This window comes from Halorubellus amylolyticus (assembly GCF_034808145.1).
GTDB lineage: Archaea > Halobacteriota > Halobacteria > Halobacteriales > Natrialbaceae > Halorubellus.
The window spans coordinates 335,459-362,392 of sequence record NZ_JAXHGM010000004.1 but is presented as its reverse complement, the minus strand read 5'-3'; the positions used below and the strand labels follow the sequence as shown (position 1 = coordinate 362,392).

Sequence of the window (26,934 nt, the reverse complement as noted above, 5' to 3'; positions counted from 1 at the left end):
TTGAGGACGGCGTTTTCTGGCATAGAACACTTCGAAAATGCCGTTCCTCACTTTTCAGTGCTTATCTGAACACCGCCGTGTGTCTTGGACGAGTCGTTAAGTGGGGTGGCACCGTACCATCACGTATGGCAGATCAGGAAGTAATCCGACTCCTCAAGAAGGCGTACCAGGACGAGATCGAGACCGTGATGAACTACCAGACGAACGCCATCGTCCTCGACGGCGTCCGCGCCGAGGAGATCAAGGAGAGCCTCCAGACCGACATCCAGGAGGAGCTCACTCACTCCCAGCAGCTCGGCGAGCGCCTCAAGCAACTGGAGGAGGCACCGCCGGGGAGCGCCGAGTTCCAGGCGAACCAGCACAGCCTCCAGCCGCCCGAGGACTCCACAGACGTCCTCTCCGTCATCGAGGGCGTCCTCGAGGCTGAGGAGGACGCCATCGCGACGTACCGCGCTCTCGTCGACGCCGCGGAGGCGGCCGACGACCCCGTCACGGAGGACCTCGCGGTCACGCTCCTCGCCGACGAGGAGGCCCACCGCACGGAGTTCCGCGGGTTCCGCAAGGAGTACAAGCAGGACTAGCAGCGGGCCAGCGACCCGGTCGTCGCGGAACCGACGCTCGATTCCCTCGTTCTTCGACTCTCCTTCCCTTCCAAGAGTCGCTCCCGTCAGAGGTCGCCGCTCGCGCCGCGGTCGCGTAGCTCGCTCGCGCGTTCGCGGACGTCGCTCAGGTCGTCGTTCTCGCGTTTCCGGTCGACGTGCGAGTACACGAGCCCCATCCGGTGGTTCGACCGCAGGTCGTCCTCGTGTTCGGCGAGGAAGTCCCAGTAGAGCGCGTTGAACGGGCACGCGCCCTCGCCCGTGGTCTCGTCGGGGTCGTACGCGCAGTTCGCGCAGTGGTCGCTCATCTTCGAGACGTAGTTGGCCGAGGAGACGTACGGTTTCGTGGAGAGTGCGGGGCTCGCGAACGTCCCCATCCCGACGACGTTCGGGGTCGTCACCCAGTGGTAGGCGTCGACGAACCCGAGGTGGAACCAGCGGTTGAGTTCGTGCGGGTCGGCGCCGTACGTCGTCGCGAAGTTCGAGAGGAGCATCAGGCGCTCGATGTGGTGCGCGTACCCGCGTTCCCGGACGTGTCCGACCGCGTCGGCCAAGCAGGCCATGTCGGTGTCGCCCGTCCAGTACAGTTCCGGGAGGTCCTCGGTCGCATCGAGGTGGTTCGCGTCCGCCATCGCGGGCATCCCGTGGCGGTAGACGTGCCGGACGAACTCGCGCCACCCCAGCAGTTGCCGGACGAACCCCTCGACGCTCGCGACCGCTACCTCCGGCGCGCCGTCGTCGCGGTAGGCGTCGACGGCGGCGTCGACGCACTCGCGCGACGAGAGCAGCCCGAGGTTGACGGCGGGCGAGAGCAGCGAGTGGTTCAGGTGCCAGGAGCGCTCTATCAACGCGTCCTGATAGGGGCCGAACGCGGGCAGGCGCTCGCGGACGAACGCGTCCAGCTCGGCGAGCGCGCCCTCGCGCGTCACCGGCCACCTGAACGGCGCGAGGTCGGCGCCGTCGCCGGGCGTCTCGCCGCCGTCGACGATGGTGGCGCCGTCGTCGACGGTCGGCCACGTCTCGAACTCGCTCGCGACCCACTCGGCGACCTCGCGGACGACGGGGTCGTCGCGGACGCCGTGGTCGGGCTGGGCGGGGAACCGCTCCTCGGGCCGGGGGAACTCGCGGTTCTCGTCGTCGAAGTTCCACTCGCCGCCGACGGGGTCGCCGTCGTCGACGAGGACGCCCGTGCGTTCGCGCATCCACCGGTAGAAGTCCTCGTGGCGGAACGACTCGGGGACCTCTCCGTCCTCGTCCGCCGCCCAGTCGTCGAACGCGTCGGGCGAGCACAGGAACGTCTCGTTCTCGCGCACCAGGAGGCGCGCCGACGGCTCGCCGCCCGTGGTGGTCTCAGCCCCTGCGACCGCGTCGCGGGCGTCCGCGAACGTCTCCACGAGCGCCGCCCCCGACCCGTGGCTCGCGGGCCGCATCGTCGCCAGGTCCTCGTCGGGGTGCTCCCGGCAGTACGCCTCGAACCCGGCGTGGAAGGAGTCGACGCGGTGGTAGTCGACGTCGAACCCGCGGTCGCGGAGGCGGTCGCGGAGGTGGCGCATCGCGGCGAACACGAGCACGAGCTTGTGGGGATGGTAGCGCTTCCGGCGCGCGAACCCGGTCGACTCGACGAGGACGACGCGGTCCTCGCCGGGCGTCGCGTCCGCGAGCGGCCCCGCTCGCGTCGTGAGCTGGTCCCCGATGACGAGCACGTTCATGCCCCCGACTTGGGACGGATGGGTGTTAGCCTGCGGGCCGACGCTGTTCGGTACCCTGGCATCCCCTGACACGCCACGGGTACGTTCAAGACGGGGGAGCGAGACGACGGGCGTATGCCCGACTTCGTCACCCCACCGCCGGTCGAGCCCGGGGACCGGGTCGCCCTCGTCGCGCCAGCGTCCACGAACCCCGAGTTCGCGAACCACGTCTACGAGCTCGGCCTCCAGCGGATGCGGGAGGTGTTCGACCTCGACCCCGTCGAGTACCCGACCGCGACCGCCGACCCCGAGTACCTCGCCGAGAACCCCGAAGCCCGCGCCGAGGACGTCATGAACGCCTTCCGCGACCCCGAGATATCCGCGGTCATCGCGAACATCGGCGGGCACGACCAGATAACGATCCTCCCGCACCTCGACCCGGACGTCCTCCGCGAGCACCCGACGCGGTTCTACGGGTGGTCGGACAACACGAACCTCGCGCTCTACCTCTGGAACCGGGGTATCGTGTCGTACTACGGCGGGTCCACGCTCACCGAGTACGCGATGGACGGCGCGATGTTCGACTACACCGTCGACCACCTCTCTCGCGCGCTCTTCGACGACGCCATCGGCGAGTGGACCGAAGCGGACGTGTTCACGGACGAAGCCGGGGACTGGGAGGACCCGGACGCCATCCAGGAGCGCCGGGAGCTGGAGGAGCACGACGGCCGGACGTGGGCGGGCGGCGACGACCCGGTCTCCGGCCGGATCTGGGGCGGCTGCTACGAGGTGCTCGTCGAACAGTTCCTCGCACACCGCTACCTCCCCGACGAGCGCGACCTCGACGGCGCCATCCTGGCGCTCGAGACCGCCGAAGGCGTCCCCGACCCCGAGTACGTCCAGGCGAACCTGCGCGCGCTCGGCGAACGCGGCCTCCTCGCGCGCTTCGACGGCGTCCTCGTCGGCCGCCCCGCCGCCCGTAGCCACGTCGAGGAGAACCCGCCGGAGTGGCGCGCGGACTACCGCGAGCGCCAGCGCGACGCCATCACCGACGTCCTCGAGACGTACAACCCCGACGCCCCCGTCGTCCTCGACTGCGAGTTCGGGCACACGTACCCGACGTGTCCAATCCCCATCGGCGGCGAGGTCGAGATCGACCCGCGCGAGGAATCCATCCGATTCCCCTGACTGCGAGCCGTTGATCGCCGGTCCCTCCCCTCGGATTCAGTCGTCGGCGTTCCCGTTGTGACCGGCGAGAGCCTCCTCGCGCAACCGTTCGCCCTGGTCGGACTCGACGGTCAGCTGCGGGACCTCGGCGGGGTCGCGGTCCTCGTCGATGGCGACGAACACCATGTAGCTCTCCGTCGTCAACTCCGTCTCGCCCGTCCGGAGGTTCTCGCGGAACACCTTCACGCGCACCTTCACGCTCGTCTCACCGGCGTCGAACACGTACGCCTCGACGAGCGCCGCGTCCCCCTGCGGGATGGGCGCGCGGAAGTTCGTCTGGTCCATGCGCGCGGTCACGCACTGATGGCCCGCGAACCGCATCGCGCTCATCGCCCCGACCTCGTCCATCCACATCATCACGTTCCCCCCGTGCGCGGTCTCCAAGATGTTCGCGTCGTTCGGGTTCACGATGTGACGATTCCGGATGTGCGTATCCATCAGCGTAGGCATATCTCGAGACGTGACGCGGCACTCGTTTCAGGGTGTCGAGACGACTTCACCGCGACCACCCCACCGCACCCACCTCCCCCCTGCTTGCCGCACGCACACAGTTCCGCGCGGGCCGCTCGCGGCCCGGTCGCCGGGTCGAATCGAGCGTTCGGCCGCCGGGTGGCGCTGTCGCAGCCGCCTCGTTGTCGAACGGCGCGGCCGTGAGACAGTCGGCAGGGGAAGGACGAGGCAGCGGTGCGGTGATTTCGGGGTATCGGCAACAGAAGCGGTCGCGGTACGGTAGTCGTTGCTGGCGGCGTGGTCTCGGCGTCGCAGCTGCGTCAGTCGAGCGCGTACTCCATCGCCTGCTGGAGGTCGGCCTTGAGGTCCTCGACGTGCTCGATGCCGACGCTCGCGCGCACCAGCCCGTCGGTCAGTCCCGCTTCGAGGCGTTCCTCGCGCGGGATGGCGGCGTGGGTCATCGGCGCGGGCTGCTCGATGAGGGACTCGACGCCACCGAGGCTCTCCGCGAGCGTGAACACCTGCGTCGCGCTCACGAACTCGCTCGTCTCCGCCAGCGACGCGTCGAGCTCGAAGCTCAACATCCCGCCGAAGTCGTCCATCTGCTTCGCCGCGACGTCGTGGCCCGGGTGCGATTCGAGACCGGGATAGTACACCTCGTCGACGCGGTCGTGGTCGTGGAGCCACGCGGCGAGGTCGCGCGCGTTCTCGCAGTGACGGTCCATCCGCACCGGGAGGCTCTTGGTGCCGCGGAGGACGAGGAAGCAGTCGAACGGTCCCGGGGTCGCGCCGACGGAGTTCTGGTAGAACCCGAACTGCTCGTCGAGCTCGGCGTTGTCCGTCACGAGCGCGCCGCCGACGACGTCGCTGTGCCCGCCGAGGTACTTCGTGAGCGAGTGCGAGACGATGTCCGCGCCGTGCTCCAGCGGCCGCTGGAGGTACGGCGTCGCGAACGTGTTGTCGATCGCACAGAGCGCGTCGTGGTCGTGTGCGACCTCGGACGCCGCCTCGATGTCGACGATACTCATCAGGGGATTCGTCGGCGACTCCAGCCACAGGAGTTCGGTGTTCTCCTGCATCGCCGCCGCGATCTCGTCAACGTCGGTCATGTCGACGAACGTGAACTCGACGTCGTACTTCTCGTACACCTGCGTGAAGATGCGGTGCGTGCCACCGTACACGTCCTCGCCCGTGACGACGTGGTCGCCCGATTCGAGGAGGTTCAGGACGGTGTTGATTGCGCCCATCCCCGACGAGAAACAGCGTCCGTGGTCGCCGCCCTCCAGGCTCGCGAGGTTGTCCTCGAGGTCCGTCCTGGTCGGGTTCCCCGTCCGCGAGTACTCGTACCCGCGGTGCTCGCCGGGGGCGTCCTGCTCGTACGTCGAGTTCGCGTGAATCGGCGTCATGAGCGCACCAGTCTCCTCGTCCGGCTTCTGGCCGGCGTGGATGCTCCGCGTCTCGAACCGGAACGCGTCGTCGTCGTCCATGCGAGCAGCGTCGCACGCCCCGCAGGTACCTCTTGCGTTCCCCGAACGCCCCGGTTGAGTCTCGGCCCGCGTCGTCGACGTCGACGCGTCGAACACGCGCGGCCACGGCGACGCGGGCGTGAGACGACGTCGCGTACCGCCGGGAGATACTTCCGGGTCGCCCGTGCGAGACGACACGTACGCATGACTGTCGAGGGGTTCGAGGACGGGGTCGACGGCTACCACGACGTCGCCGACCAGTGCAGGCGGTATCTGCTCTCGCGGACGAGCGAGGCGTGCGCTCGCCAGCGCGCGACGAAGCGCGACCTCGGGACCGTCGCGGCGTTCGAGGCGCGTCGCGAGCGAGTTCGCGAGGCGTTCCTCGACGCCGTCGGCGGCCTTCCGGACCGCCCCGACGCGGTACCCGTCGACCGAGTTGGCACGATCGAGCGCGAGGGCTTCGTCGTCGAACGCCTCGTGCTCGAACCGCTCCCCGACTTTCACGTCACCGCGAACTGCTACGTCCCCGACGGCGACGGCCCGCATCCCGCCGTCCTCCTCTCCGGGGGCCATCACCCGTACCCGAAGGCCGACGGCCTGAACCAGCGCACCGGCGCCGAACTCGCACGGCACGGCGTCGCCGTCCTCATCGCAGACCCGCCCGGACAGGGCGAACGCGACCAGTACCCCGACCACGACGTCTACCCGGTGGCTCACGGCTCGGGCGTGTACGCGCACTCGAAGGCCGGACAGGCCGCGGGGTACGCCGGCGCGAACGTCGCGCGATGGTTCGTCCACGAGGGCCGATGCGCGCTCGACCACCTCGCGGCGCGCGAGGACGTCGACGCCGACCGCCTCGGGATCGCCGGCACCAGCGGCGGCGGGATGCTCACCGCGTACCTCGCGCTCGTCGACGACCGGCCGGCCGCCGTCGCACCCTGCTGTTGGGTCTGCGACCGCGAGGACGCCCTCCGAGCCGGGTTCGCTATGGACCACGAGCAGGTGCTCGCCGGTGCGATTCCCGACGGACTCACCGCGCCGGATGCCGTCGGCATCGGCGTCGACGACCTCGCGACCGGGCTCGCGCCGACGCCGCTGTGCGTCGGCGCCGCCCGCTCGGACTTCTTCCCGATAGAGGGCGTCCACGACGCCTACGACCGAATCGAGGACGTCTACGACCGCTACGACGCCGTCGACGCCTGTGAACTCCGCGTCGCCGACACCGACCACGCCGCCGTCCGCGAGATACCCGGCGTCCTCGCGTTCCTCTGCCGGGAACTCGCCGGTACCGCGTTCGACCCCGACAGCGACCCCGAGCGCGACGTCCTGGACCGCGAGGCGCTCACGTGCACGCCCGAGGGCAGCGTCCGCGAGCACTACGACGACGAGCGCACGCTCACCGACCTCGTCGCGGCGTACGCGGACGCGAAGGGTGCGACGGATCGCTCCGCGGACGGGCACAACGGGGTGCTCGGACGCGTCCGCGAGCGACTCGAACTCGACCGCGGCGACGCGCCGCTGCATCCGCGCGTCGTCGCGCGCGACGAGCACGAGGACCTCGCCGTCGAACGCGTCTTCTGGAAGAGCGAGTACGACCCCGACGTCGTCGTCGCGGGCGTCCTCGTCACCGACGGCGAGTGCGGAGAGCGGACGGCGGCGGCGACGGCACGCACGCCCGCGGTGGTCCTGTTCGAGGACGGCACCGCCGAACTCCCCGCGCGAACCGACGACCTCGCCGCGCTCGCCCGCGAGCACGGCGCGGCGCTGGCGTTCGACCCGCGGGGCGTCGGCGCGACCCGGCAGCGGCCGCTCCCCGCGACGTGGGGTGACCCCGAGTACGACGGCGTCAACGGCACGACGCACACGCTCTCGCTGCACGCGACCCTGCTGGACGACTCGCTGTTCGAGATGCGGGTCCGCGACGTGCTGTCGGCGTGCGAGTTCCTCCGCGAGCGCGTCGACAGCGCGGACGTGGCGCTGCTCGGCGACGGCGTCGGCGCGTCTCACGCGCTCTACGCCGCCGCCGCGAGCCCGGACGACGTCGCCGGCGTCGGCCGCATCGACGCGAGCGAACCGGTTCGGCGGTTCCGCGACCGGGCGACGGACGCGGACGCACCGTACGACCCGCACCTCGACGTCCGCGGCGTCCTCGACTGCGACGTCCCAGCGGTTGCCGCCGCGCTCCGCGACGCCGGCGTCCGCGTCGACGTCGAGTGACCGCAGGCCACCCCAGGGTCGACGTGAGACCCCCGGCATCAGGGTCGACGCGGGAACCCCGGCCTCTTTGTCCCCCGCCACGTACGCCACGTCGACAATGGGGAACGCAGACCTGCGCGACCTCGCGACCATCGAGGAGGTGCCCTGGGACGACCTCGACCCGGGCGTGGTCGCGGTGGACGCGCACAACTGGCTGTACCGGTACCTGACGACGACGGTACGGTTCACGAACGAGTCGGTGTACACCACGAGCGCGGGCGACGAGGTCGCGAACCTCGTCGGTATCGTGCAGGGCCTCCCGAAGTTCTTCGAGCACGACCTCACGCCCGTGTTCGTGTTCGACGGCGGCCCCAGCGAGCTGAAGGCCGACGAGATAGCGGAGCGCCGCGAGCAACGCGAGCAACTCGAGGACCAGCTCGAGGACGCGCGCGAGGAGGGCGACGCGGCGGAGGTCGCGCGCCTGGACTCGGCGACGCAGCGCCTCACGGACGTCATCCAGGAGACGAGTCGCGAACTCCTCGACCGCCTCGACGTCCCCGTGATAGAGGCGCCCGCCGAAGGTGAGGCGCAGGCCGCGCACATGGCGGCGCGCGGCGACGCGGACTACGTCGGGACCGAGGACTACGACGCGCTCCTGTTCGGCGCACCCGTCACGCTCCGACAGCTCACGAGCAAGGGGGACCCCGAGCGAATGGACCTGGAGCGAACACTCGCGGACCTCGAGTTGACGCGCGAACAGCTCGTCGACGTCGCCATCCTCTGCGGCACGGACTTCAACGACGGCGTCCGCGGGTACGGCCCGAAGACGGCACTGAAGGCCGTGCGCGAGCACGGCGACCTCTGGGGCGTCATGGAGCACGACGACGTCGTCGTCGAGAACGCCGACCTCGTCCGCGAGCTGTTCTTCGACCCGGACGTCACGAGCGACTACGCGTTCGACACCGCGATATCGCCGGACGTCGACGCCGCGAAGGCGTACGTCACCGACGAGTGGGAGGTCCCCGCCGACGAGGTCGCGCGCGGCTTCGAGCGCATCGAGGACGCCCTCACGCAGACCGGGCTCGACGACTGGACCTGAGCGGGCCGACGGGCTCCCACCGGACGCCGGCCGCCGTCGCGAGCATCGCGAACGAGTCACGCGTTTTCAAGTCCCTCCGGCGTGACGCCCGACGTATGGAGACGCTACACGAGCGCGTCCGCCTGCAGTGGTCGCTGCGCGCGCTCATCCTCGCCGCCGTCCTCGCCGCTCTCGCGTACGGCGCCACCGTCCTTGTCGACCGCCTGCCGCAGGTCCCGGTCGTCGTCGGCGCGTTCACGCTCGTCGCCGTCCTCGGCATCGCACACGCCTTCGCGCACTACCGTCGCTGGCGGTTCGACCTGGAGGCGGACGCGCTCCACCTCGTCCGCGGCGTCGTCACGCACGTCGAGACCGCCGTCCCCTACGTCCGCGTCCAGCACGTCGACACCCAGCGCACGCCACTCGACCGCGCACTCGGCATCTCCAGGGTCGTCGTCTATACCGCTGGTTCAAGAGGCGCCGACGTCACCATCCCCGGGCTCACCGTCGACCGGGCGCGCACGCTCCGGAACGAACTCCGCGAACTCGCCGTCGACGCCGAACCCGACGACGCGGTCTAGCATGACCATGGAACGCCTCCACCCGCTCTCGGCGGTCATCCGCGCGCTCTCCTACGGCGTGAACGGGTTCATCATCCCGACGTTCCTCGCGTTCGTCGGCGGGGACGTCCTCGGCGACGTCGTCGGCGTCTCGCTGCCCGCCACCGACCTCCTCGCCGTCCTCTCCCCCCTCGGGTTCGCGCTCGGAGCGACGTACGGCTACCTCACGTACCGTCGGTTCTCCTACGAACTCACGCCCGACACGTTCGACGTCGCCCAGGGCGTCCTCGGGCGCACCGAACGCGAGATTCCCATCCGCCGCATCCAGAACGTCGACGTCCAACAGAACGTCCTGCATCAGCTCTTCGACGTCGCCGTCGTCCGCGTCGAGACCGCCGGCGGCGGCGCGACAGAAGCCACGCTCTCCGTCGTCGACGTCGACGAGGCGCGCGCCATCCAGCGCGGCATCCGCGAACGCCGCGCTCGGCTCCGCGAGACCAACGGCGCGGACGCGACCACGCCGACACCGAGCGCGGACGCGGACACGTCCGGCATCGAAGCCGTCGACGACGCCCCGTCGACACCCGGGAGCGCCGACGGTCCAACCACGCGCGACGACGCGTCCACCAGCGCGAGCCGAGAGGACGCGCTCGCCCGCGACAGCGAGCACGACGACGCACTCGCGCACGGCGCCGAGGACTGGGACGACCCCGCGGGCGTCTGGAGCGACGACGAGGACTACGACCGGCTGCTCGCCCTCGAGTTCGTGGACCTCCTCGTGCTCGCCGCGACGAACTTCCAGCTCGGGTCGCTCATCTTCGTGCTCGTCGGCTTCCCGCTCGCCGGCGACGTCGCGACGAACGTCCTGCTCGCCGCCGCCGAACCGTTCGGGGGCCCGGCGAACATCGACCCGAACGCGATGACGCCCGACCAGTACTTCATCCTCGGTGGCGTCGCCGGACCGCTCGTCCTCGTCGGCGGCTACGTCCTCAGCGCGGCCCTCGCCGTCCTCGAGTACTACGAGTTCGAACTCGGGCGACGCGGGAACGACCTCGTCTACGAGCGCGGCCTCCTCCAGCGTTACTCCGGGTCCATCCCGACCGACAAGATACAGACGCTCACCGTCCGCGAGACCGCGCCGATGCGCTGGCTCGGCTACGCCGCGCTCGACGTCGAGACCGCCGGGTACGCCGGAGGTGGCGGGAACGCGGGCACGCAAGCCGCGGTTCCCGTCGCCGCGCGCGACCGCGTCCTCGACCTCGCCAACGACCTCTTCGCGTACGACGACCCCGCGCTCGAACGCCCGCCCAAGCGCGCGAGGGAGCGCTACGCGGTCCGGTACACGCTCGTCGTGCTCGCCGCCGTCGTCGTCGCGTACGCCGCCGCGCAGCTCTACCCGTCGTTCACGCTCTGGTACGTCCCCGCCGTCGCCCTGCTCGCCGTCCCACCCGCCGCGCACCTCAAGTGGACGCACCGCGGGTACGCGGTCCGCGAGGATCACGTCGTCGTCCGCACCGGCTTCTGGCGCCGCCGCACCGCCGTCGTCCCGTACTATCGCCTCCAGACCGTCGTCGCCGAAGCGACCCCCTTCCAGCGCCGCCGCGACCTCGCGTCGCTCGTCGCCGACACCGCCAGCTCCGCGACGCTCTCCCGGTCCTCGGCCACCGCCCACGACCTCGACGCGGACGACGTCGACCGCCTCCAGCACGAGCTCCGCGACCGCCTGCAAGCCCACCTCGACGACGGCTGAGACTATCGAACCCGTCAGGAGAGCTCCACGCATCGACGCGCACAGCCGGAGCTCCTTGCCCCGGCTCTCCAGGACGCGGTCGGCACTCGCGGCGCGGACGAACCACGTAGAAGGACCGCACCGCGAGCGCGCTCAGACGCGCTGTCCGAGCGCCTCGACGTTCTCCAGCGACCGGTTCTTCACCGACTCACCCGTCTTCGCGTCGAACAGGTGGATGGCCTCGGCCGGGATGTGCGCCGTGACCGGCTGCCCGGCCTCGACCTGCTGCATCCCGCCGACCGTGACGACGAACGTATCGTCGTCCTCCGCGACCTCACCGCCCGTCTCGAACGTGAGGTAGACGTTGTTCTCGTCACCCATCGGCTCCACCACGTCCACGACCGTCTCGAAGTCGTGCGCGCCAGCCGCCGCATCCGACGACAACGTCACGTCCTCCGGCCGGATACCGAGCCGGAGCTCCGTCCGATCGCCGATCGCGGACAGCATCTCGTCGCTCACCGGGTACGTGAAGTCACGAGCCCGCAGCTGGTTGCCCTGCACCTCCACGTCGAAGAAGTTCATCGCCGGATCGCCGATGAACGACGCGACGAACTCGTTCGCCGGCTCGTGATAGCACTCCAGGGGCGTCCCCGCCTGCTGGAGGCGACCGTCGTCGAGCACCGCGATACGGTCGCTCATCGTCATCGCCTCCGTCTGGTCGTGCGTGACGTACACCGTCGTCACGCCGAGGTCCTCCTGGATGCGCTGGAGCTCCGTCCGCATCGTCGACCGGAGCTTCGCGTCCAGGTTCGACAACGGCTCGTCCATCAGGAATACCTCCGGGTCGCGGACGATCGCGCGACCGAGCGCCACCCGCTGCTGTTGGCCACCGGAGAGCTCCCGGGGCTTCCGGTCCAGCAGCTCCGCGATGTCCATCAGCTCCACCGCCTCCACGACGCGCTCCTCGATCGCGGCGTCGTCCAGGTCCGTGGACTCCTCCAGCCCGAACGCCATGTTCTCGCGGACCGTCATGTGCGGGTAGAGCGCGTACGACTGGAACACCATCGCGATGTTCCGATCCTTCGGCTCCTTGTCGTTCATGACCTCGCCACCCAGCCGGATCTCGCCGTCCGTGATGGTCTCGAGGCCAGCGATCATCCGCAGGGTCGTGGACTTCCCACACCCGGACGGACCGACGAGCACGAGGAACTCACCGTCGTGGATGTCGACCGACACCTCGTCGACCGCCACGATGTGATTCCCGTCGTCCTCGACGAACACCTTGCTAACGTTATCGAGCGTCAGTTCTGCCATACGTAATCACTCCTGTCGTTCGTCTTCGTCCGTTCTCTCGCCGGGACGGTACGTGTTCGGGTCACGTCGCGACCCCCTCCGCGAACTGCTCGCCGAAGAAGATGTACACGAGCAACGTCGGGAGCGCCGTCAGGAACGCCCCGGCCATCTTCAGGCCGATACCGACGCTACTCAGGTTGTTCCCGAGCTGTGCGAGGATGACCGTCACCATCGCGCCGTCACCGCTCCCGACGAGCACGAGCGCGAACAGGACGTCGTTCCAGATTTGCGTGAACTGGTAGATGAGCACCACCGCGAACATCGGTCCCGACAGCGGCAGGACGAGCCGCCGATAGATGCGTGCGATGCTCGCCCCGTCCAGACGCGCCGCCTCGATCATCTCGTCGTTCAGATCCAGGTAGAACGTCCGGAACAGGAGCGTACAGATCGGGAGCCCGTACGCGACGTGCGTGACGATGAGCTCCAAGATGTTGAAGTGGTACTGCTCGATACCCGGCGTCAACAGCCAGATGGGCTCGAACCACGTCTCCAGGGGAACGATGCTCCCCCAGAACTTCGATACCGGGATGAGGACCGCCTGATAGGGGATGAAGATCCCCGCGATGAACAGTGCGAAGATCCCGACCTGGCCCTTCCAGTCGACGTTCGTCAACCCGTACGCCGCCATACTCCCCAGCAGCGCCGACAGCACCGTCGCCGGGATCGTCAGGAGGAACGAGTTCACGAACCCGTGCCCGAGCGCCTCGAACGCCCGCCCGTACTTCGCGGCCGTGAACCCCTCGACGGGCGGGAGGAACGGCGCGTTCGAGAACGGGTCCGCCTTCAGGGACGTCATCAACCCGGTCTCTATCGGGAGGAGGTAGAACGCGACCAGTCCCCCGAGGACCGCGTACAGTGCAACTCGGTCGGTGTCCACGCCGACGTCCGTCTCCTCCGGCGTGACTGTCTCGGTGCTCATAGCTGACCACTCCGGTACTGGTAGGTGAGGTACGGCGCGACGACGCCGAGCGCGAGCAGGAACAGCATGATGCCGATCGCTGCCGCGTACGCGAAGTTCCCGTTACCGAACGCCTCGCGCATCATCAACGTCGCCAAGATGTCCGTGCCCTTGTACGGCAGGTAGGTGCCGCGGAGCGCGTACAGGAAGTCGAACGCCTTCAACGCGAACACCATCAGGACGACCGTCGCGGAGATCGTCGACCCCTTCAGTTGCGGGACGATCACGCGCCAGTACATCTTGATCGTGCTCGCGCCGTCGACGCGCGCGGCCTCGTAGTGCTCGTTCGGGATCGCGCGTAGTCCGGCGAGGTAGACGACCATCGTGTACCCACTGAACTGCCAGATGAGCGCGAAGATGACCGCCGGAAGCGCGAGTTCGGGGTTCGAGAACCAGCGGACCCTGTCGACGAACGGCAGGACGTCCAGGAACAGGTTCACGACGCCGTTATCGAAGTTGTACATCCACAGCCAGAACTGCGCGGTCACGACGAACGACAGGCTCATCGGGAGCAGGTAGATCGTCCTGAACGTGTTCTCGAAGCGGATGTTCCGGTCGACGAGGATGGCGACGACCAGCCCGAGAGCGAGCGACACGAGCGTGAACGCGACGAGGAGCACGAACGTGTTCACTGTCGCGTTCACGAACGCGTCGTTCGAGAACGCCTGGACGTACATCTCGAAGTCCAGGTCCGAGTAATCCGGCGAGCCGAGGCCGACCGGGTCCGTCAACGACAGCGCGAAGTTCCAGATGATGGCACCGTACACGAACAACGCCATCAGCAGGAACGCGGGCAGCCAGAACGGCATCGACTTCCGGAACTGCTGGTTCGCCAGGTTCCGCTTGAGCGCCGCTACCGGACCGCTCCCCTGGGTATCGACGGGCTCACCGCCGTCTGTTCGGACCTCGTCGTCGTCGGACCCGCTCGAACGACCTACGAGGCGTTTCGCGTCTTTTGCTATATCACGCATAAATGAGGGCGTCGGTGAGCCGCCTTAGTTTCCGACGGCACTCATGAACGCCGTCGCGGTGGCGTCCACGGTGTCGGATGTGTGGTCGAACTTGTTGCTGAGCGCCGTCGAGAGCGCGCTGAGCTGGGCCTTCGGGACGGCGAGGCCGTGCGCGAGCGACGGCGGCTGACTGTCCGAGCTCGTGAACTCCTCGAACTGCTGGGTCTGGAACGCCGGGAACTCGTCCATCGAGACGTCGCTTCGCGGCGGAATCGACCCCTTCTTCTTGTTGAAGCGCTTCTGGGCGTCCTTCGACGCGCAGTACTTGAGCCAGTTCTTCGTGCCCTCCGGCGACGGGTTGTTCGTCGGGTACACCCACGAGTCCATGTTCAGCTGGTAGACGCCTTCGGTGCCCGGGTACGGCACGTGGCCCCAGCCCTTCTCGAACTCGAAGCCGCTCCCCTGGAACATCCCGGCGAGCCAGTCGCCCTGATGCATGAACGCCGCGTCGCCGTCCTGCACCATCGTCCCGGCCTCCTGGAAGCTGATCGAGGAGGCGTCGTCGGGCATGTACTCGGCGTACGACGCGAGGGTCTCCAGGGACTTCGCGACCTGGGCCTTCTTGCCGTTCCCGTTGATGAACTTGTCGTACGCGCCCGAGCCGTGCTGGCCGATGAAGACGCTCGCGAACAGCTGGAGGCTCGTCCACGGGCCCTTCAGCGAGTGCGCGTAGCCGACGGCGTCCGTCTCCGACTCGACCGTCTCGAGTGCGTCGACGAGCGCGTTCGGGCTGTCGATCGACGTCGGGTCCACGCCGGCGTCCTCCACGACCGACTTGTTGTAGAACAGGTTGTTGATGCGGTGGATGTTCGTCGGAACCGCGACGAACGTCCCGTCGACCTTCGCCGCGTCCTTCGGTCCCTTGAGGTACGCGTCGCGGACCTCGTCGGTCCAGACGGAGTCGCCGATGTCGCCGAACGCGTCGGCGTCCGTGAACTGCTGGAGGTTCGCGCCGGGCCAGTCGGACCACGAGCTCGGCGGGTCGTCGTTCTTCACGCGCTGCTGGACCTTCGTGTTGAGGGACGTGTTCGCGGACCCACCGATGGCCTGCACGTTGAGTTCCGCGTCGGGGTACTCCTCCTTGAAGCCCTTCTCCATCGAGTCGAACGCGGCCTTGCCGTCGCCACCGCTCCAGCCGTGGAGGAGTTCGATGGTCGAGGTGCCGCCGGTGAGGCTGCTGAGGCAGCCCGAGAGTCCGGTGAGGCCCGCTGCGCCCGCTGCGCCGGTTATCTTGAGGACGGTGCGTCTGGAGACGTCTGCTGTTGAGTCGTGTTCTGTCATGCCACCACGCGTCTCTGTGAGAGACTTACCCATGCATAATTGCGCCCGTCACTTAAGGTTTCCCCAAATTTATTCGCAACCGAGTGAATAACCAAAGTCTGACGCGACGCATCCGTGAGCGACCCGGCAGCGCCGGAGCCGACACACGTTCGATAGGTACTCGCACCAAAGTAAAAACACTGGCCACCAGCACCGCCTGCCGGTTCGAATCGCCAGCCGACGACAGCCAGCGACCGCGTGCGAAGCCACCACAGGCGACCAGCGTTCCGTGGGGCTTAAGTACAAGACCGGAGTAGCAGAGAGTGCAATCGATGTAGGGGCGTCGGCCCCGAGTCCGAGAGGGCGACGATAGACAGCATGTCGTGGTAGCCTAGCCTGGCCCAAGGCGCAGGGTTGCTAACTCTGTGGCGCAAGCCTCCGGGGTTCAAATCCCCGCCACGACGTCGGACTCCACACCACACCAGGCTGGTCGTGGAACTTCAACCGAGAGTGCACCAGCACTCCATACACGCAACACATGAGCGAAGAACAACCACAGGGCGACACCGAGGACGACGAGGACCTTCGATACTTCGTCCGAATCGGCCAGACAGACCTCGACGGCACCAAGTCCGTCGAGCGGTCGCTCATCGAGATGAACGGTATCGGGCGACGCTCGGCGCGAATCATCGCCCACGAGGCGGACGTCGACCGGACGGCGACGTTCGGCCGACTGGACGAGGACGACATCGACGCCGTCGTCGAAACCGTCGAGAACTACGCTGACGAGGTCCCCGACTGGCTCAACAACCGCCAGAAGGCCTTCTACTCCGGCGAGACCACGCACGAGGTCGGGAACGACCTCAACATGTCCCGCCGCCACGACATCAACCGCCTCAAGATGATCGAGGCGTACCGTGGCATCCGCCACAAGCGCGGACAGAAGGTCCGCGGCCAGCGGACGAAGTCCACCGGCCGCACCGAGGGTACCATCGGCGTCAACGTCGAAGAGATCCGCGAAGAACAGGCCGAAGAAGAAGCAGCGGGTGAGGAATAATGGCCACCGGGAACAACACCAAGGGCTACGAGACGCCGAACCACCCGTTCCAGGGCGAGCGCATCGCCGAGGAACACGGTCTCGTCGACACGTACGGCCTGAAGAACAAGGAAGAGCTCTGGCGAGTCCAGTCCCAGCTCCGTTCGTTCCGCCGCGAGGCCCGAGACCTGCTCGGGTCCGTGCAGATGGACGAGAGCGCAGAGGACGAGGACGAGGAGTTCCTCGCTCGACTCAAGCGCATCGGTGTGCTCGACGACGGCGACGAACTCGACGACGTCCTGAGTCTCGAGATCAACGACCTCCTCGAGCGCCGCCTCCAGACCGTCGCGTACCGGAAGGGTCTCGCGAACACGACCCAGCAGGCGCGACAGTTCATCGTGCACGGGCACGTCACAGTGAACGGCGCTCGCGTCACGCGACCGTCGTACACGGTCGACGTGAGCGAGGAGGACGCCATCGAGTTCGACGAGACGAGCGAACTCGCGGACGAACTCCACCCCGAACGCGCGGAGGGTCAGTAACATGGCAGAGCAAGAAGACGACAAGTGGGGCATCGCCCACGTACACGCATCGTACAACAACACCGTGATGACCGTGACGGACCTCACGGGCGCCGAGACCATCGCGAAGTCCTCTGGCGGGACTGCTGTCAAGCAGAACCGCGACGAGGCGTCGCCGTACGCGGCGATGCAGATGGTCGAGAGCCTCGCCGACGAGATCCGTGCGGCCGGTATCGAGGGCCTCCACGTCCGCGTTCGCGGACCCGGTGGCAACCTCCAGAAGTCTCCGGGACCGGGTGCGCAGGCGGCGATTCGCGCACTCGCTCGCGAGGACTTCGAGATCGGTCGCATCGAGGACGTCACACCCATCCCGCACGACGGCTCCCGCGCCCCCAAGGGCAAGGGCGGATTCTAACAAGCATGGACGAGGAATACGACGTCGAGTTCATCGAACGCGAGGAACGGGCCGCGAAGTTCCTCGTACGTGGCGTCACCCCGGCGTTCGCCAACGGTATCCGTCGCGCGATGATCGCGGACGTGCCGACGCTGGCGATCGACGAGGTGCGCTTCATCGAGAACTCGTCGGTGATGTTCGACGAGCAGATCGCGCTGCGGCTCGGACTCGTTCCGCTGTCGACGCCGCCGAACGAGTTCGACGAGGACGACGTCGTGACGCTCTCGCTTGACGTCTCGGGGCCCGCGACCGCGTACTCCGGCGACATCGTGTCGTCGGACGAGATGGTCCAGCCGGCCGAGGAGAACGTCCCGATCATCGACCTCAAGGACGGGCAGCGGCTCGAACTGGAGGCCGACGCAGTGCTCAGCACTGGGAAGGACCACGCGAAACACCAGGGCGGCGTGTCCGTGGGGTACCGACACCTCCAGCGCGTCGAGACCGTGGGTGACCGTGGCGAGTTCGAGGACGTCGACCCCGAGATCTACCGTGGCGTCATCCAGGAGGGTGACGAACTGGTCGACACTGCGGCGTTCGACCACGACCTCACGAATCGGTATCCCGATCAGGAGGTCGCGGTGGAGGACGTCGAGCACGCGTTCGTCTTCAGCGTGGAGACGGACGGGTCGATGTCCGTCGAGGAGCTGTTCACGCGCGCCGTCGAGTCGCTCGACGCGCGCGCCGCTGAACTCGAAGACGCGGTATCGCTATAACGTAACCATGACCCCTTCCAATCACACCCTGACGGCTGGACGAACGCTCGGTCGACGGTCGACCGGCACCGGGAGTGACGACGCCGACCGTGGCGCCGTCCCCCGTTCGCCCGCCGTAATCGAAAGTGGTTTGAAGGGGGGCACGGAACAAACAGGTGCCTACGAGGGCACGCGCAGGGATAGCCAAGTCAGGCCAACGGCGCAGCGTTCAGGGCGCTGTCCTGTAGAGGTCCGCAGGTTCAAATCCTGCTCCCTGCATCCGTTCTTCTCACATTCAGGAGGAAAGTCATGAGTAAGACGAATCCGAGGCTCAGCAGTCTCATCGCCGAGCTGAAGTCGGTGTCTCGCACAGATGACGCCGACGTTTGGAGCGACGTCGCCGACCGCCTCGAGAAGCCCCGCCGCACGCACGCGGAGGTCAATCTCGGGCGGATCGAGCGGTACGCGCAGGAAGACGAGACGGTCGTCGTCCCCGGGAAGGTCCTGGGGAGCGGCGCCCTGCAGAAGTCGGTCACCGTCGCGGCGGTCGACTTCTCGTCGTCTGCCGAGACGAAGATCGAGCAGGTAGGCGAGACGCTCCAACTGGAACAGGCTATCGAACAGAACCCCGAAGGATCGAACGTGCGGGTGATCCGATGAACACGTCCGAGTTCGACGCGGACGTGGTCGTCGACGCCCGTGACTGCATCCTGGGTCGCGTCGCGTCGCAGGTCGCGGAACGGTCGCTCGACGGCGAGTCCGTCGCGGTCGTGAACGCGGAGGATGCCGTCATCACCGGTAACGAGGACGACATCATGTCGACGTTCCGCAAGCGCGCGGAGATCGGGTCCGATCAGGGTCCGGCGACGATCAAGCGACCGGATCGCATCTTCAAGCGATCAATCCGTGGGATGCTCCCCCACAAGTCCGACCGTGGGCGCGAGGCGTTCTCGAACGTCCGCGTCTACGTCGGGAACCCGTTCGACGACGACGGCGAGGTCCTCGACGGGACGTCGCTCGACCGGTTGTCGAACATCAAGTTCCTCCAGCTGTCGGAGATCTCGGAGCAACTGGGTGCTAACGTCACATGGTAACGAACACGTCCGGGAAGAAGAAGACCGCTATCGCGCGGGCGACCGTCTCCGACGGGGAGGGGCTCGTCCGAATCAACTCGAAGCCCGTCGAGCTGGTGGAGCCGGAGATGGCTCGCCTGAAGATGCTGGAGCCGTTCCGCATCGTCGACGGCGTGCGCGACGACGTCGACGTCGACGTCTCCGTGCAGGGTGGCGGGTTCGCCGGGCAGGCGGACGCCGTCCGCACGGCAATCGCGCGCGGTATCGTCCAGCACAGCGGCGACGCGGAGCTTCGCGATGCGTATCGCGAGTTCGACCGGTCGCTGCTCGTGAACGACGTGCGCCAGTCCGAGCCCAAGAAGTGGGGCGGACCGGGTGCGCGTGCGCGCTACCAGAAGTCCTACCGCTAAGGTGATCGAGTCATGATGGTACCAGTCCGGTGTTTCACGTGCGGTAACGTCGTGGGTGAGCACTGGGAGGAGTTCAAGGCGCGTTCGCGCGAGGGTGACGAGGACCCCGAGAAGGTCCTCGACGAGCTCGGTATCGACCGGTACTGCTGCCGGCGGATGCTCGTCAGTCACAAGGACCTCGTGGACATCGTCTCCCCCTACCAGTGATGCCCGGGAAACAGCGCTACAATCGGTACGAGAAGGCCCGTATCCTGGGTGCGCGTGCGCTCCAGGTGTCGTACGGGGCGCCCGTACTGATCGAGACGGATCAGACGGAGCCCATCCTCATCGCGGCAGAGGAGTACGACGCGGGGGCACTACCCTTTACGGTGCGTCGGGGTCGAGGTGACGAGTAGATGACGCGCATCACGGACGTCCGACTGCGGCGCGTGCTCGATTCGCGCGGGAACGCGACCGTGGAAGCTGACGTGTTGACGGAGAGTGGTGGTTTCGGTCGTGCGGCGGCGCCCAGTGGGGCGTCGACGGGCGAGTACGAAGCGATCGAGTTGCCGCCGTCGGAGGCGATCGCGAAGGCTCGCGAGCTCGCCGTCCCTCGACTCGAGGGTGGCGTGTACGCGGGGAATCAGCGTGACGTCGACGGGGCGTTGCATGCGGCTGATGGTACTGATGACTTCGGTGTCATCGGTGCGAACAGTGCGGTTGCGATCTCGATGGCTGCTGGGAAGGCGGGCGCCGACGTGCTCGGCGCGCCGTTGTTCCAGCATCTCGGTGGGGCGTTCCGTGGTGGGTCGTTCCCGACGCCGCTCGGGAACGTCGTCGGTGGTGGCGAGCACGCGGCGGATGCGACGCACATCCAGGAGTTCCTTGCGGCGCCGGTCGGTGCGCCGAGTGTCGCGGATGCGGTGTTCGCGAACGCGGCGGTGCATCAGGCGGTCGCGGACCTCCTCGACGAACGCGATGTCGCTTGCGGGAAGGGCGACGAGGGCGCGTGGGCGCCGAGTATCGACGACGCGGAGGCGTTCGAGATAGTCGACGAGGCGACGAGTACGGTCGCTGACGAGTTCGGGTTCGAGATCGGGTTCGGGCTCGACGTTGCCGGTGCGGAGTTGTACGACGCCGAGGAGGACGTCTACGTGTACGGCGACGAGTTGCGGTCCACCGAGGAGCAGGTCGAGTACATCGCTGGGCTCGTCGACGAGTACGATCTCGTGTACGTCGAGGATCCGCTCGACGAGGACGCCTACGACGCGTTCGCGGAACTCACGGACCGCGTCGGTGACCGCACGCTCGTGTGCGGTGACGACCTGTTCGTGACGAACACCGAGCGCTTGTCTGAGGGTATCGACGCCGGAGCTGGGAACAGTATCCTCGTGAAACCGAACCAGATCGGGACGTTGTCGGACGCGTTCGACGCGATCGAACTCGCGGTCCGACACGGGTACGATCCCGTCGTCTCCCATCGGAGTGGCGAGACGGAGGATACGACCATCGCACACCTCGCCGTGGCGACCGACGCGCCGTTCATCAAGACGGGCGCGGTCGGCGGTGAGCGAACCGCGAAGCTGAACGAACTCATCCGAATCGCAGACGACGCATTATGACAGCACAAGACGACGAAGGGCTCGATGCCGCCGAAGAGGAGATCGAGGCGGAGCCCGCGGAGGGCGCCGGTCCGGCGGCCGAAGCGGACGACGTCGAGCCCGTGACTGACGAAGAGAGCGCCGAGGCCGCGGAGGCCGAGGCCGAGACAGACGCGGGCCCCGCGCTCGACGACGACGTCATGGGCGACGAGGAGGCGGACCTCCTCATCCCCGTCGAGGATTACCTCGGCGCTGGTGTCCACATCGGGACCCAGCAGAAGACGAAGGACATGGAGCGGTTCATTCACCGCGTCCGAACGGACGGCCTGTACGTCCTGGACGTGGCGAAGACGGACTCTCGTATCCGGACGGCCGCGGACTTCCTGTCGAACTACGCGCCCGAGCAGATCCTCGTGACGAGTTCGCGCCAGTACGGTCGCTTCCCCGCGGAGAAGTTCGCGGAAGCGGTCGGCGCTCGCGCTCGCACGGGCCGGTTCATCCCGGGGACGCTCACGAACCCGAAGTACGACGGCTATATCGAGCCGGACGTGCTCGTCGTGACTGACCCGATCGGTGACGCGCAGGCGGTGAAGGAAGCTATCACGGTCGGTATCCCCGTCATCGCGATGTGTGACTCGAACAACCAGACCAGTAACGTCGACCTCGTCGTGCCGACGAACAACAAGGGTCGGAAGGCGCTGTCGGTCGTGTACTGGCTGCTCGCGAACGAGACGCTCGACCGCCGCGGGGCGGAGCCGGCGTACTCGCTCGACGACTTCGAGTCCGGTATCTGAACCGCTCGGGTTCTCGTTTCTCGCGTTCGTTACTCGTGTAGCGCCGCGGCCGTTGGACGTTTGGGTCGGTTCCGTCGATGTGTCGGTCGCGTCGGTGCCGCCAGTGCGTCAGTCGCGTTGGTCGTGCTTTGTTGGATTGTGTGCCGGGGTTCGTTCGGGAGTGCTGGTGCTGGTTGGTGGCTGAGAGAGAGAGGAGAGGCCGCGAGTTCGGTCAGTCGTCGCCGTCGTCGAGGCTGGCGTCGAGGTCGGTGTCGTTCTCCGGGTCGTCGTTGTCGGTCGGGTCGGCGTCTGCGTCGGCGAGTTCGTCGAGTGCGGCGTCGGGGTCGTCGGGCATCGGGTCGGCGGTGTCGTCGGTGAGCGCACTCGGTTGTTCGCCGGGGAGTTCAGCGTGGTCGTCCGGCGTTTCGTCGGTGCTGGCGTCGGTCGTGAAGCGGTCGAGGGCCTCGCTGAGCGTGCTCGCGTTCGTCGCCAGGTTGCTCGCACTCCGCGAGACCTCGGTGAGTGCGGTGGTCTGCTCCTCGGCGGCGGCGGCGACGTTCTCGGATTCCGCGGTGGTCTCCTCGCTGATGGTGGCGGCGTCGTCGACCATCGCGACGACCTCCTGCGTGCTCGCGGCCTGCTGTTCGGTGGCCGCCGAGATCTCTTGGACGCCCGTGTTCGTCTCCTGGGCGTAGTCCGCGATCTCGTCGAGTGCCGCGACCGCGCTCTCGATGCTGCCGGCGTTCTCTTCGACGCGTTCGCTCGTCCGCTGGACCTCGTGGGCGGTTCGTTCGGTCTGCTCCTGGATGCGTTCGAGGCGGCCCTCGATGTCCTCGGCGGCGTCCTTCGCTTCGCTCGCGAGGTCCTTGACCTCCTGCGCGACGACCGCGAACCCGTCGCCGCCCGCGTCGCCGGCAGCGCCGCCGCGGGACGCTTCGATGTTCGCGTTCAGCGCGAGCATGTTCGTCTCCTTCGCGATGTCGCCGATGAACTCGATGAGCTCGTCGATCTCGCTCATCTCGCTCTCGAGGTCCTCGATGGCGTCGACGGCGTCCGTGGAGTCAGCTTGGAGCTCCCGCATCCCTTCGATCGCGGTCTCGGCGGCTTCCCGGCCCTCGCGACCAGTCTCGGCGGTGCGTTCGGCGAGGTCCGCGACCTCGTTCGAGGCCGCCGCGATCTCCTCGGTGGTCGTCGACAGCTGCTCCATCTCGCCGCTGACGGACTGCAGGCTCTCGTTCTGGCGTTCCGCGCCGTCGCTGATCTCCTGGATGGACTCCGTGACCTGTTCGCTCGCCGACCGGACCTCCTCGCTGGAGGCGGTGACCTGCTCGCTGGCGGTCGCGACCTCGCCCGCGAACGCCTTCACCTCGGCGGTGGTCGACTCGATCTCGGCGACCATCTCGTTGAACTCGACGGCGATGGACTCCATCGCGTCGCTCTCAGACTCTGGACGCATCCGCTCGGTGAGGTCGCCGTCGGCGCACGCCTGCATGACGGTGGCGTACTCGTCGGCCTTCCGTTCCAGGTGAGCGGTGAGGGATTCGGCGTCGGTGCGCGCTTCTTCGGCGTCGGCGCGCGCTTCCTGGGCTTCGCGGATCTGGGTGCGTAGCGAGTTCCGCATGCTGTCGAAGCCGTCGTAGAGCCGGCCGTACTCGTCGATGCGGTCGTGCGTGAGCGAGACGCTGAGGTCGCCGTCCTCCATCGCGGCGGCCTTGTCGCGCAGGTGCTGGAGCGGACGGGTGGTCTGCCGGACGATGACGCTCCCGACGACGAGCAGCGAGACGAGGGCGGCGGCGACGAGCGCGCCGACGTTCGTCGCGACGGTGTCGCGGACGGCGAACGCGGACGCGGCGGGCTGCGAGCTGACGACCACCCAGTCGGTGCTGGGGACGGGTGCGTACGCCTGGACGGCGTCGCCGCGCTCGCGGAACGCGGGCTGGCCGGCGACGGCGTCCTGGAAGCCGCTGTCGACGACGGCGGGCTGGTCGCCGACGACGGGTTCGCGGTCGGACGTGAGGACGTCCGTGGTCTGGTCGCCGGGCGCGCGGAGGTCGGTGACGAAGTCCTCGAAGCTGCCGACGACGACCACGGCGAGGTCCTCGTTCCCGGGGACGGGACTGGCGTACGCCATGACGGCCTGGTTGTCGAACGCGGGGAGGTACGTCCGCTCGGTCGCCCAGACGTCGTCGGCCGACCGGAAGTCGTCGGGTTCGAGGCTGTTCCAGTTGCCGTCCGCCGCGTCGAGCCCCTGATTCCGCAGGGAGGTGGAGGTCGTGGTGACGAGTTCGTTCTCGGCGACGTTCACGACGTGGACGTTCGCGATGACCGCGCGACCGCCGGTGTTGTACCGCGATTTCTCGGTCTTGGCGTAGTCGAGGATGGCGTCGGTGCTCGCGGCGCCGTCCCGGAGGACGTCGCTGTCGGAGATGGCGGTGGTGCTCGCGCGCCTGTCGGCGCTCCACTCGTTGATGGCGTCGGCGTGCATCGTCGCGGTCGCTTTGAGGTTCTCCTCGGTCTGGGTCTGCACCGTCTGTTCGGTCTGCCAGTAGCTGAGCCCGCCGGCGGCGACGACGACGGCGAGGACGAGGAGCAGGAGCAAGAAGAGCTTCAGTCCGAATCGTCTGCGGAGGAAGTTCGGTGCGATGCGTGCGCGCAGGCTCGGTCCGTTCGATGCGTCGTCTTGCTGCCTGTCCCCACTTGACATGCGTTCGTGGTGTATAGTCCGATACTATGTATAAACCCTTGGGCTGTAAAGGGACAGTTTATTGTCGTCTATCAGTACGGTCCGTGACGCACCGCGTCGCTCGGGGGAGTGAGTCGGGCATCGGTCCGTGTCGACTCGTCGGTCGGTGCGTGCTCGCGCGGCGACGCGACGCCGAGAGGTCGCGCGAGACGGTCGAGTCTCGCGGTTGTCGCGTGGGGAACTGGCAACACTCTTTTTCCCGGGTGCGAATGGTCGGGTATGGTAACTGCGAGTGCACCCGGGAAGGTCTACTGTTTCGGGGAGCACGCCGTCGTCTACGGGGAACCCGCGGTGCCCTGCGCTATCGAACGCCGGGCGACCGTGACCGTCGACCGTCGGGACGACGCGCGACTCCGCGTCGAGTCCGAGGACCTCCACATCTCCGGGTTCACCGTCGAGTACGACGCCGTGGGTGGGAAGGCACCGGACGTGAACGCGCCGACGCCGCTCCTCGAGGCGGCGACGGGGTACGTCGACGCTGCAATCGAGCAGGCGCGGGACGCCGCCGACGCCCCGGACGCGGGGTTCGACGTGCACGTCGAGAGCGCGATTCCGCTCGGTGGTGGGCTCGGGTCGTCCGCGGCGGTCGTGGTGGCGACCATCGCCGCGGCGACCGCGGCCCTCGGCGTGGACGTCGACGACCGCGAGCTCGCCGAACGCGCGTACCGGGCGGAGAGCACGGTCCAGGACGGCGAGGCGTCGCGCGCGGACACGTTCTGCTCGACGATGGGTGGGGCGGTTCGCGTGGCGGGCGACGACTGTCGCACGCTCGGGAACCCGGACCTGCCGTTCGTCGTCGGCTACGACGGCGGTGCGGGTGACACCGGCGAGCTCGTCGCCGGGGTGCGCGCGCTCCGGGACGAGTACGACTTCGCGGCGGACACGGTCTCGACGATCGGGGACGTCGTCCGCCGCGGTGAGACGCTCATCGCGGACGCGGCCGCCGAACCGACCGAGGAGACGCTCGCGGAGCTCGGCGCGCTGATGAACTTCAATCACGGCCTGCTGGAGGCGCTCGGCGTGTCCTCACGGTCGCTCGACGAGATGGTGTGGGCGGCGCGGGAGGCCGGTGCGGCTGGCGCAAAGCTCACGGGCGCTGGCGGTGGCGGGTGCGTGGTCGCGCTCGACGCCGACGACGGGACGGAGACCGCGCTCGAACTGACGCCGGGGTGCGAGGACGTCTTCCGTGCGGAGCTCGCGACCGAGGGGGTGCGACTCGAATGATCGTCCTCAAGCTCGGCGGGAGCGTCGTCACAGAGAAGGACCGCGACGAGACCGTCGACGGCGCGGCGCTGGACCGCGCCGCGAGCGCGGTCGCGACGGCCCGGGCGAGCGGTGCGGTCGACGACCTCGTGGTCGTCCACGGCGGCGGGTCGTTCGGCCATCCTCACGCCGAGACGTGGGGGGCGAGCACGACCGACGGCGTCCACGACGTCGACGGCGTCACCGCCATCCACGGCGCGATGACGACCCTGAACAGGTTCGTGCTGCGCGCGCTCCAGGACGCGGACGTCCCCGCGGTCCCCGTCCATCCGTTCTCCGCAGCGCACCGCGACCGCGACGGCGCGCTCTCGCTCCCCAGCGGGCAGGTCGGGACCCTCCTCGACGAGGGGTTCGTTCCCGTCCTCCACGGCGACCTCGTCGCGCACGCCGGCGAGGGCGCGACCGTCCTCAGCGGGGACGAGATAGTCACGAGCCTCGCGGCCTCCCTCGACGCGGACCGCGTCGGCGTCTGCTCGACGGTCCCCGGCGTCCTCGACGCCGACGACGGCGTCGTCGACGAGATACGGCGCTTCGACGACGTCGCGGACGTGCTCGGCGGGAGCGCGGCGACGGACGTCTCCGGCGGCATGGCCGGCAAGGTTCGGGAGCTCCTCGCACTCGGCGCGCCCGCGAGCGTCTTCGACCTCGACGCCCTCCCCGCGTTCCTCGACGGCGACCAGCCGGGGACGACCGTCCACGGGGACGGATCCGGGACGGCCGTCGACGGCGGCCACTGACGGCCGCGTCCGGCGTCCGCGAGGCCCGCTCCGTGGGGGCGACCGGTCGTGGCGGTGCGCACGGCTGCCAACGTATCT

The 26,934-nt window shown here is 68.2% G+C and carries 27 protein-coding genes and 2 tRNA genes; 21 read left to right on the top strand and 8 right to left on the bottom strand.

Annotated features, from left to right (window positions below; all coding sequences use genetic code 11):
* Positions 1-125 precede the first annotated feature (125 nt).
* Positions 126-581, top strand: coding sequence for a ferritin-like domain-containing protein (locus tag SM754_RS12955; protein ID WP_323676652.1), 456 nt, complete (start codon positions 126-128; stop codon positions 579-581).
* Between the two features lie 86 nt (positions 582-667).
* Here SM754_RS12955 and SM754_RS12950 read toward each other — a convergent pair whose 3' ends face one another.
* Entirely contained in the window at positions 668-2,308 is a 1,641-nt protein-coding gene (locus tag SM754_RS12950) for a cryptochrome/photolyase family protein (protein ID WP_323676651.1), read from the bottom strand.
* A gap of 114 nt (positions 2,309-2,422) precedes the next feature.
* Between SM754_RS12950 and SM754_RS12945 the strand changes: the two genes are divergently transcribed.
* Positions 2,423-3,475: a S66 family peptidase gene (locus SM754_RS12945; protein ID WP_323676650.1), complete on the top strand. Its 1,053-nt coding sequence runs from the start codon at positions 2,423-2,425 to the stop codon at positions 3,473-3,475.
* A 36-nt stretch (positions 3,476-3,511) separates the two neighbouring features.
* Here the strand turns inward: SM754_RS12945 and SM754_RS12940 are convergent, their stop codons facing one another.
* Both SM754_RS12940 and SM754_RS12935 read right to left on the bottom strand, forming a co-directional pair.
* On the bottom strand, positions 3,512-3,964 hold the full coding sequence (locus tag SM754_RS12940; RefSeq protein ID WP_323676649.1) for an acyl-CoA thioesterase: 453 nt from the start codon (positions 3,962-3,964) through the stop codon (positions 3,512-3,514).
* Between the two features lie 320 nt (positions 3,965-4,284).
* The gene (locus tag SM754_RS12935) at positions 4,285-5,451 is read right to left on the bottom strand and encodes a cystathionine gamma-synthase (protein WP_323676648.1); all 1,167 of its coding nucleotides are present in this window, start codon (positions 5,449-5,451) and stop codon (positions 4,285-4,287) included.
* A gap of 183 nt (positions 5,452-5,634) precedes the next feature.
* Between SM754_RS12935 and SM754_RS12930 the strand changes: the two genes are divergently transcribed.
* The 4 genes from SM754_RS12930 to SM754_RS12915 all read left to right on the top strand — a co-directional run bounded on the left by SM754_RS12930 (position 5,635) and on the right by SM754_RS12915 (position 11,014).
* Positions 5,635-7,647 carry a S9 family peptidase gene (locus SM754_RS12930; RefSeq protein ID WP_323676647.1) on the top strand — a complete coding sequence of 671 codons (2,013 nt, stop codon included), beginning with the start codon at positions 5,635-5,637 and terminating at the stop codon, positions 7,645-7,647.
* 97 nt (positions 7,648-7,744) lie between these two features.
* Entirely contained in the window at positions 7,745-8,725 is a 981-nt protein-coding gene (gene fen, locus SM754_RS12925) for a flap endonuclease-1 (protein ID WP_323676646.1), read from the top strand.
* Between the two features lie 95 nt (positions 8,726-8,820).
* Positions 8,821-9,285 carry a PH domain-containing protein gene (locus SM754_RS12920; protein WP_323676645.1) on the top strand — a complete coding sequence of 155 codons (465 nt, stop codon included), beginning with the start codon at positions 8,821-8,823 and terminating at the stop codon, positions 9,283-9,285.
* Position 9,286: 1 nt separating this feature from the next.
* Positions 9,287-11,014, top strand: a complete 1,728-nt coding sequence (locus SM754_RS12915; protein ID WP_323676644.1) for a PH domain-containing protein — start codon at positions 9,287-9,289, stop codon at positions 11,012-11,014.
* A gap of 132 nt (positions 11,015-11,146) precedes the next feature.
* On the opposite strand, the gene SM754_RS12910 is transcribed toward SM754_RS12915, so the two are convergent.
* The 4 genes from SM754_RS12910 to SM754_RS12895 all read right to left on the bottom strand — a co-directional run bounded on the left by SM754_RS12910 (position 11,147) and on the right by SM754_RS12895 (position 15,595).
* Positions 11,147-12,307 carry an ABC transporter ATP-binding protein gene (locus SM754_RS12910; protein ID WP_323676643.1) on the bottom strand — a complete coding sequence of 387 codons (1,161 nt, stop codon included), beginning with the start codon at positions 12,305-12,307 and terminating at the stop codon, positions 11,147-11,149.
* Positions 12,308-12,368: 61 nt separating this feature from the next.
* Positions 12,369-13,265 carry a carbohydrate ABC transporter permease gene (locus tag SM754_RS12905; RefSeq protein WP_323676642.1) on the bottom strand — a complete coding sequence of 299 codons (897 nt, stop codon included), beginning with the start codon at positions 13,263-13,265 and terminating at the stop codon, positions 12,369-12,371.
* Entirely contained in the window at positions 13,262-14,275 is a 1,014-nt protein-coding gene (locus SM754_RS12900) for a carbohydrate ABC transporter permease (RefSeq protein ID WP_323676641.1), read from the bottom strand. Before SM754_RS12900 ends, SM754_RS12905 begins: the two co-directional genes overlap by 4 nt.
* Before the next feature lie 24 nt (positions 14,276-14,299).
* Complete coding sequence (locus tag SM754_RS12895; protein ID WP_323676640.1) at positions 14,300-15,595, bottom strand: ABC transporter substrate-binding protein; 1,296 nt, start codon at positions 15,593-15,595, stop codon at positions 14,300-14,302.
* A gap of 359 nt (positions 15,596-15,954) precedes the next feature.
* Between SM754_RS12895 and SM754_RS12890 the strand changes: the two genes are divergently transcribed.
* From SM754_RS12890 to rpsB, 13 genes are all read left to right on the top strand, one after another.
* Positions 15,955-16,038: transfer RNA gene (locus tag SM754_RS12890), tRNA-Ser, on the top strand.
* A gap of 74 nt (positions 16,039-16,112) precedes the next feature.
* On the top strand, positions 16,113-16,631 hold the full coding sequence (locus SM754_RS12885; protein ID WP_323676639.1) for a 30S ribosomal protein S13: 519 nt from the start codon (positions 16,113-16,115) through the stop codon (positions 16,629-16,631).
* Positions 16,631-17,152, top strand: coding sequence for a 30S ribosomal protein S4 (locus tag SM754_RS12880; protein ID WP_323676638.1), 522 nt, complete (start codon positions 16,631-16,633; stop codon positions 17,150-17,152). Before SM754_RS12885 ends, SM754_RS12880 begins: the two co-directional genes overlap by 1 nt.
* A gap of 1 nt (position 17,153) precedes the next feature.
* Entirely contained in the window at positions 17,154-17,546 is a 393-nt protein-coding gene (locus SM754_RS12875; protein WP_323676637.1) for a 30S ribosomal protein S11, read from the top strand.
* Between the two features lie 5 nt (positions 17,547-17,551).
* Positions 17,552-18,298, top strand: coding sequence for a DNA-directed RNA polymerase subunit D (locus SM754_RS12870; RefSeq protein WP_323676636.1), 747 nt, complete (start codon positions 17,552-17,554; stop codon positions 18,296-18,298).
* A gap of 173 nt (positions 18,299-18,471) precedes the next feature.
* A tRNA-Leu gene (locus tag SM754_RS12865) sits at positions 18,472-18,556 on the top strand.
* Between the two features lie 30 nt (positions 18,557-18,586).
* A complete protein-coding gene (locus tag SM754_RS12860) occupies positions 18,587-18,937 on the top strand; it encodes a 50S ribosomal protein L18e (protein ID WP_227131341.1) in 351 nt (116 codons plus the stop codon).
* On the top strand, positions 18,934-19,371 hold the full coding sequence (locus tag SM754_RS12855; RefSeq protein ID WP_323676635.1) for a 50S ribosomal protein L13: 438 nt from the start codon (positions 18,934-18,936) through the stop codon (positions 19,369-19,371). Before SM754_RS12860 ends, SM754_RS12855 begins: the two co-directional genes overlap by 4 nt.
* Complete coding sequence (locus SM754_RS12850; RefSeq protein WP_323676634.1) at positions 19,365-19,760, top strand: 30S ribosomal protein S9; 396 nt, start codon at positions 19,365-19,367, stop codon at positions 19,758-19,760. The genes SM754_RS12855 and SM754_RS12850 overlap by 7 nt, the downstream gene beginning before the upstream one ends.
* Positions 19,761-19,772: 12 nt before the next feature.
* Entirely contained in the window at positions 19,773-19,967 is a 195-nt protein-coding gene (locus tag SM754_RS12845) for a DNA-directed RNA polymerase subunit N (protein WP_323676633.1), read from the top strand.
* Entirely contained in the window at positions 19,967-20,155 is a 189-nt protein-coding gene (locus SM754_RS12840; protein ID WP_227131337.1) for a DNA-directed RNA polymerase subunit K, read from the top strand. Before SM754_RS12845 ends, SM754_RS12840 begins: the two co-directional genes overlap by 1 nt.
* Positions 20,156-21,361, top strand: a complete 1,206-nt coding sequence (gene eno, locus SM754_RS12835) for a phosphopyruvate hydratase (protein ID WP_323676632.1) — start codon at positions 20,156-20,158, stop codon at positions 21,359-21,361.
* Positions 21,358-22,134 (top strand): 30S ribosomal protein S2, encoded by a 777-nt coding sequence (gene rpsB / locus SM754_RS12830; protein ID WP_323676631.1) that lies wholly within the window; start codon positions 21,358-21,360, stop codon positions 22,132-22,134. Before eno ends, rpsB begins: the two co-directional genes overlap by 4 nt.
* A gap of 211 nt (positions 22,135-22,345) precedes the next feature.
* Here the strand turns inward: rpsB and SM754_RS12825 are convergent, their stop codons facing one another.
* Positions 22,346-24,817 carry a methyl-accepting chemotaxis protein gene (locus tag SM754_RS12825; RefSeq protein WP_323676630.1) on the bottom strand — a complete coding sequence of 824 codons (2,472 nt, stop codon included), beginning with the start codon at positions 24,815-24,817 and terminating at the stop codon, positions 22,346-22,348.
* A gap of 258 nt (positions 24,818-25,075) precedes the next feature.
* Between SM754_RS12825 and mvk the strand changes: the two genes are divergently transcribed.
* Together mvk and SM754_RS12815 are read left to right on the top strand one after the other, a co-directional pair.
* The gene (gene mvk, locus SM754_RS12820; protein WP_323676629.1) at positions 25,076-26,080 is read left to right on the top strand and encodes a mevalonate kinase; all 1,005 of its coding nucleotides are present in this window, start codon (positions 25,076-25,078) and stop codon (positions 26,078-26,080) included.
* A complete protein-coding gene (locus SM754_RS12815; RefSeq protein ID WP_323676628.1) occupies positions 26,077-26,856 on the top strand; it encodes an isopentenyl phosphate kinase in 780 nt (259 codons plus the stop codon). Before mvk ends, SM754_RS12815 begins: the two co-directional genes overlap by 4 nt.
* Positions 26,857-26,934: the final 78 nt, after the last annotated feature.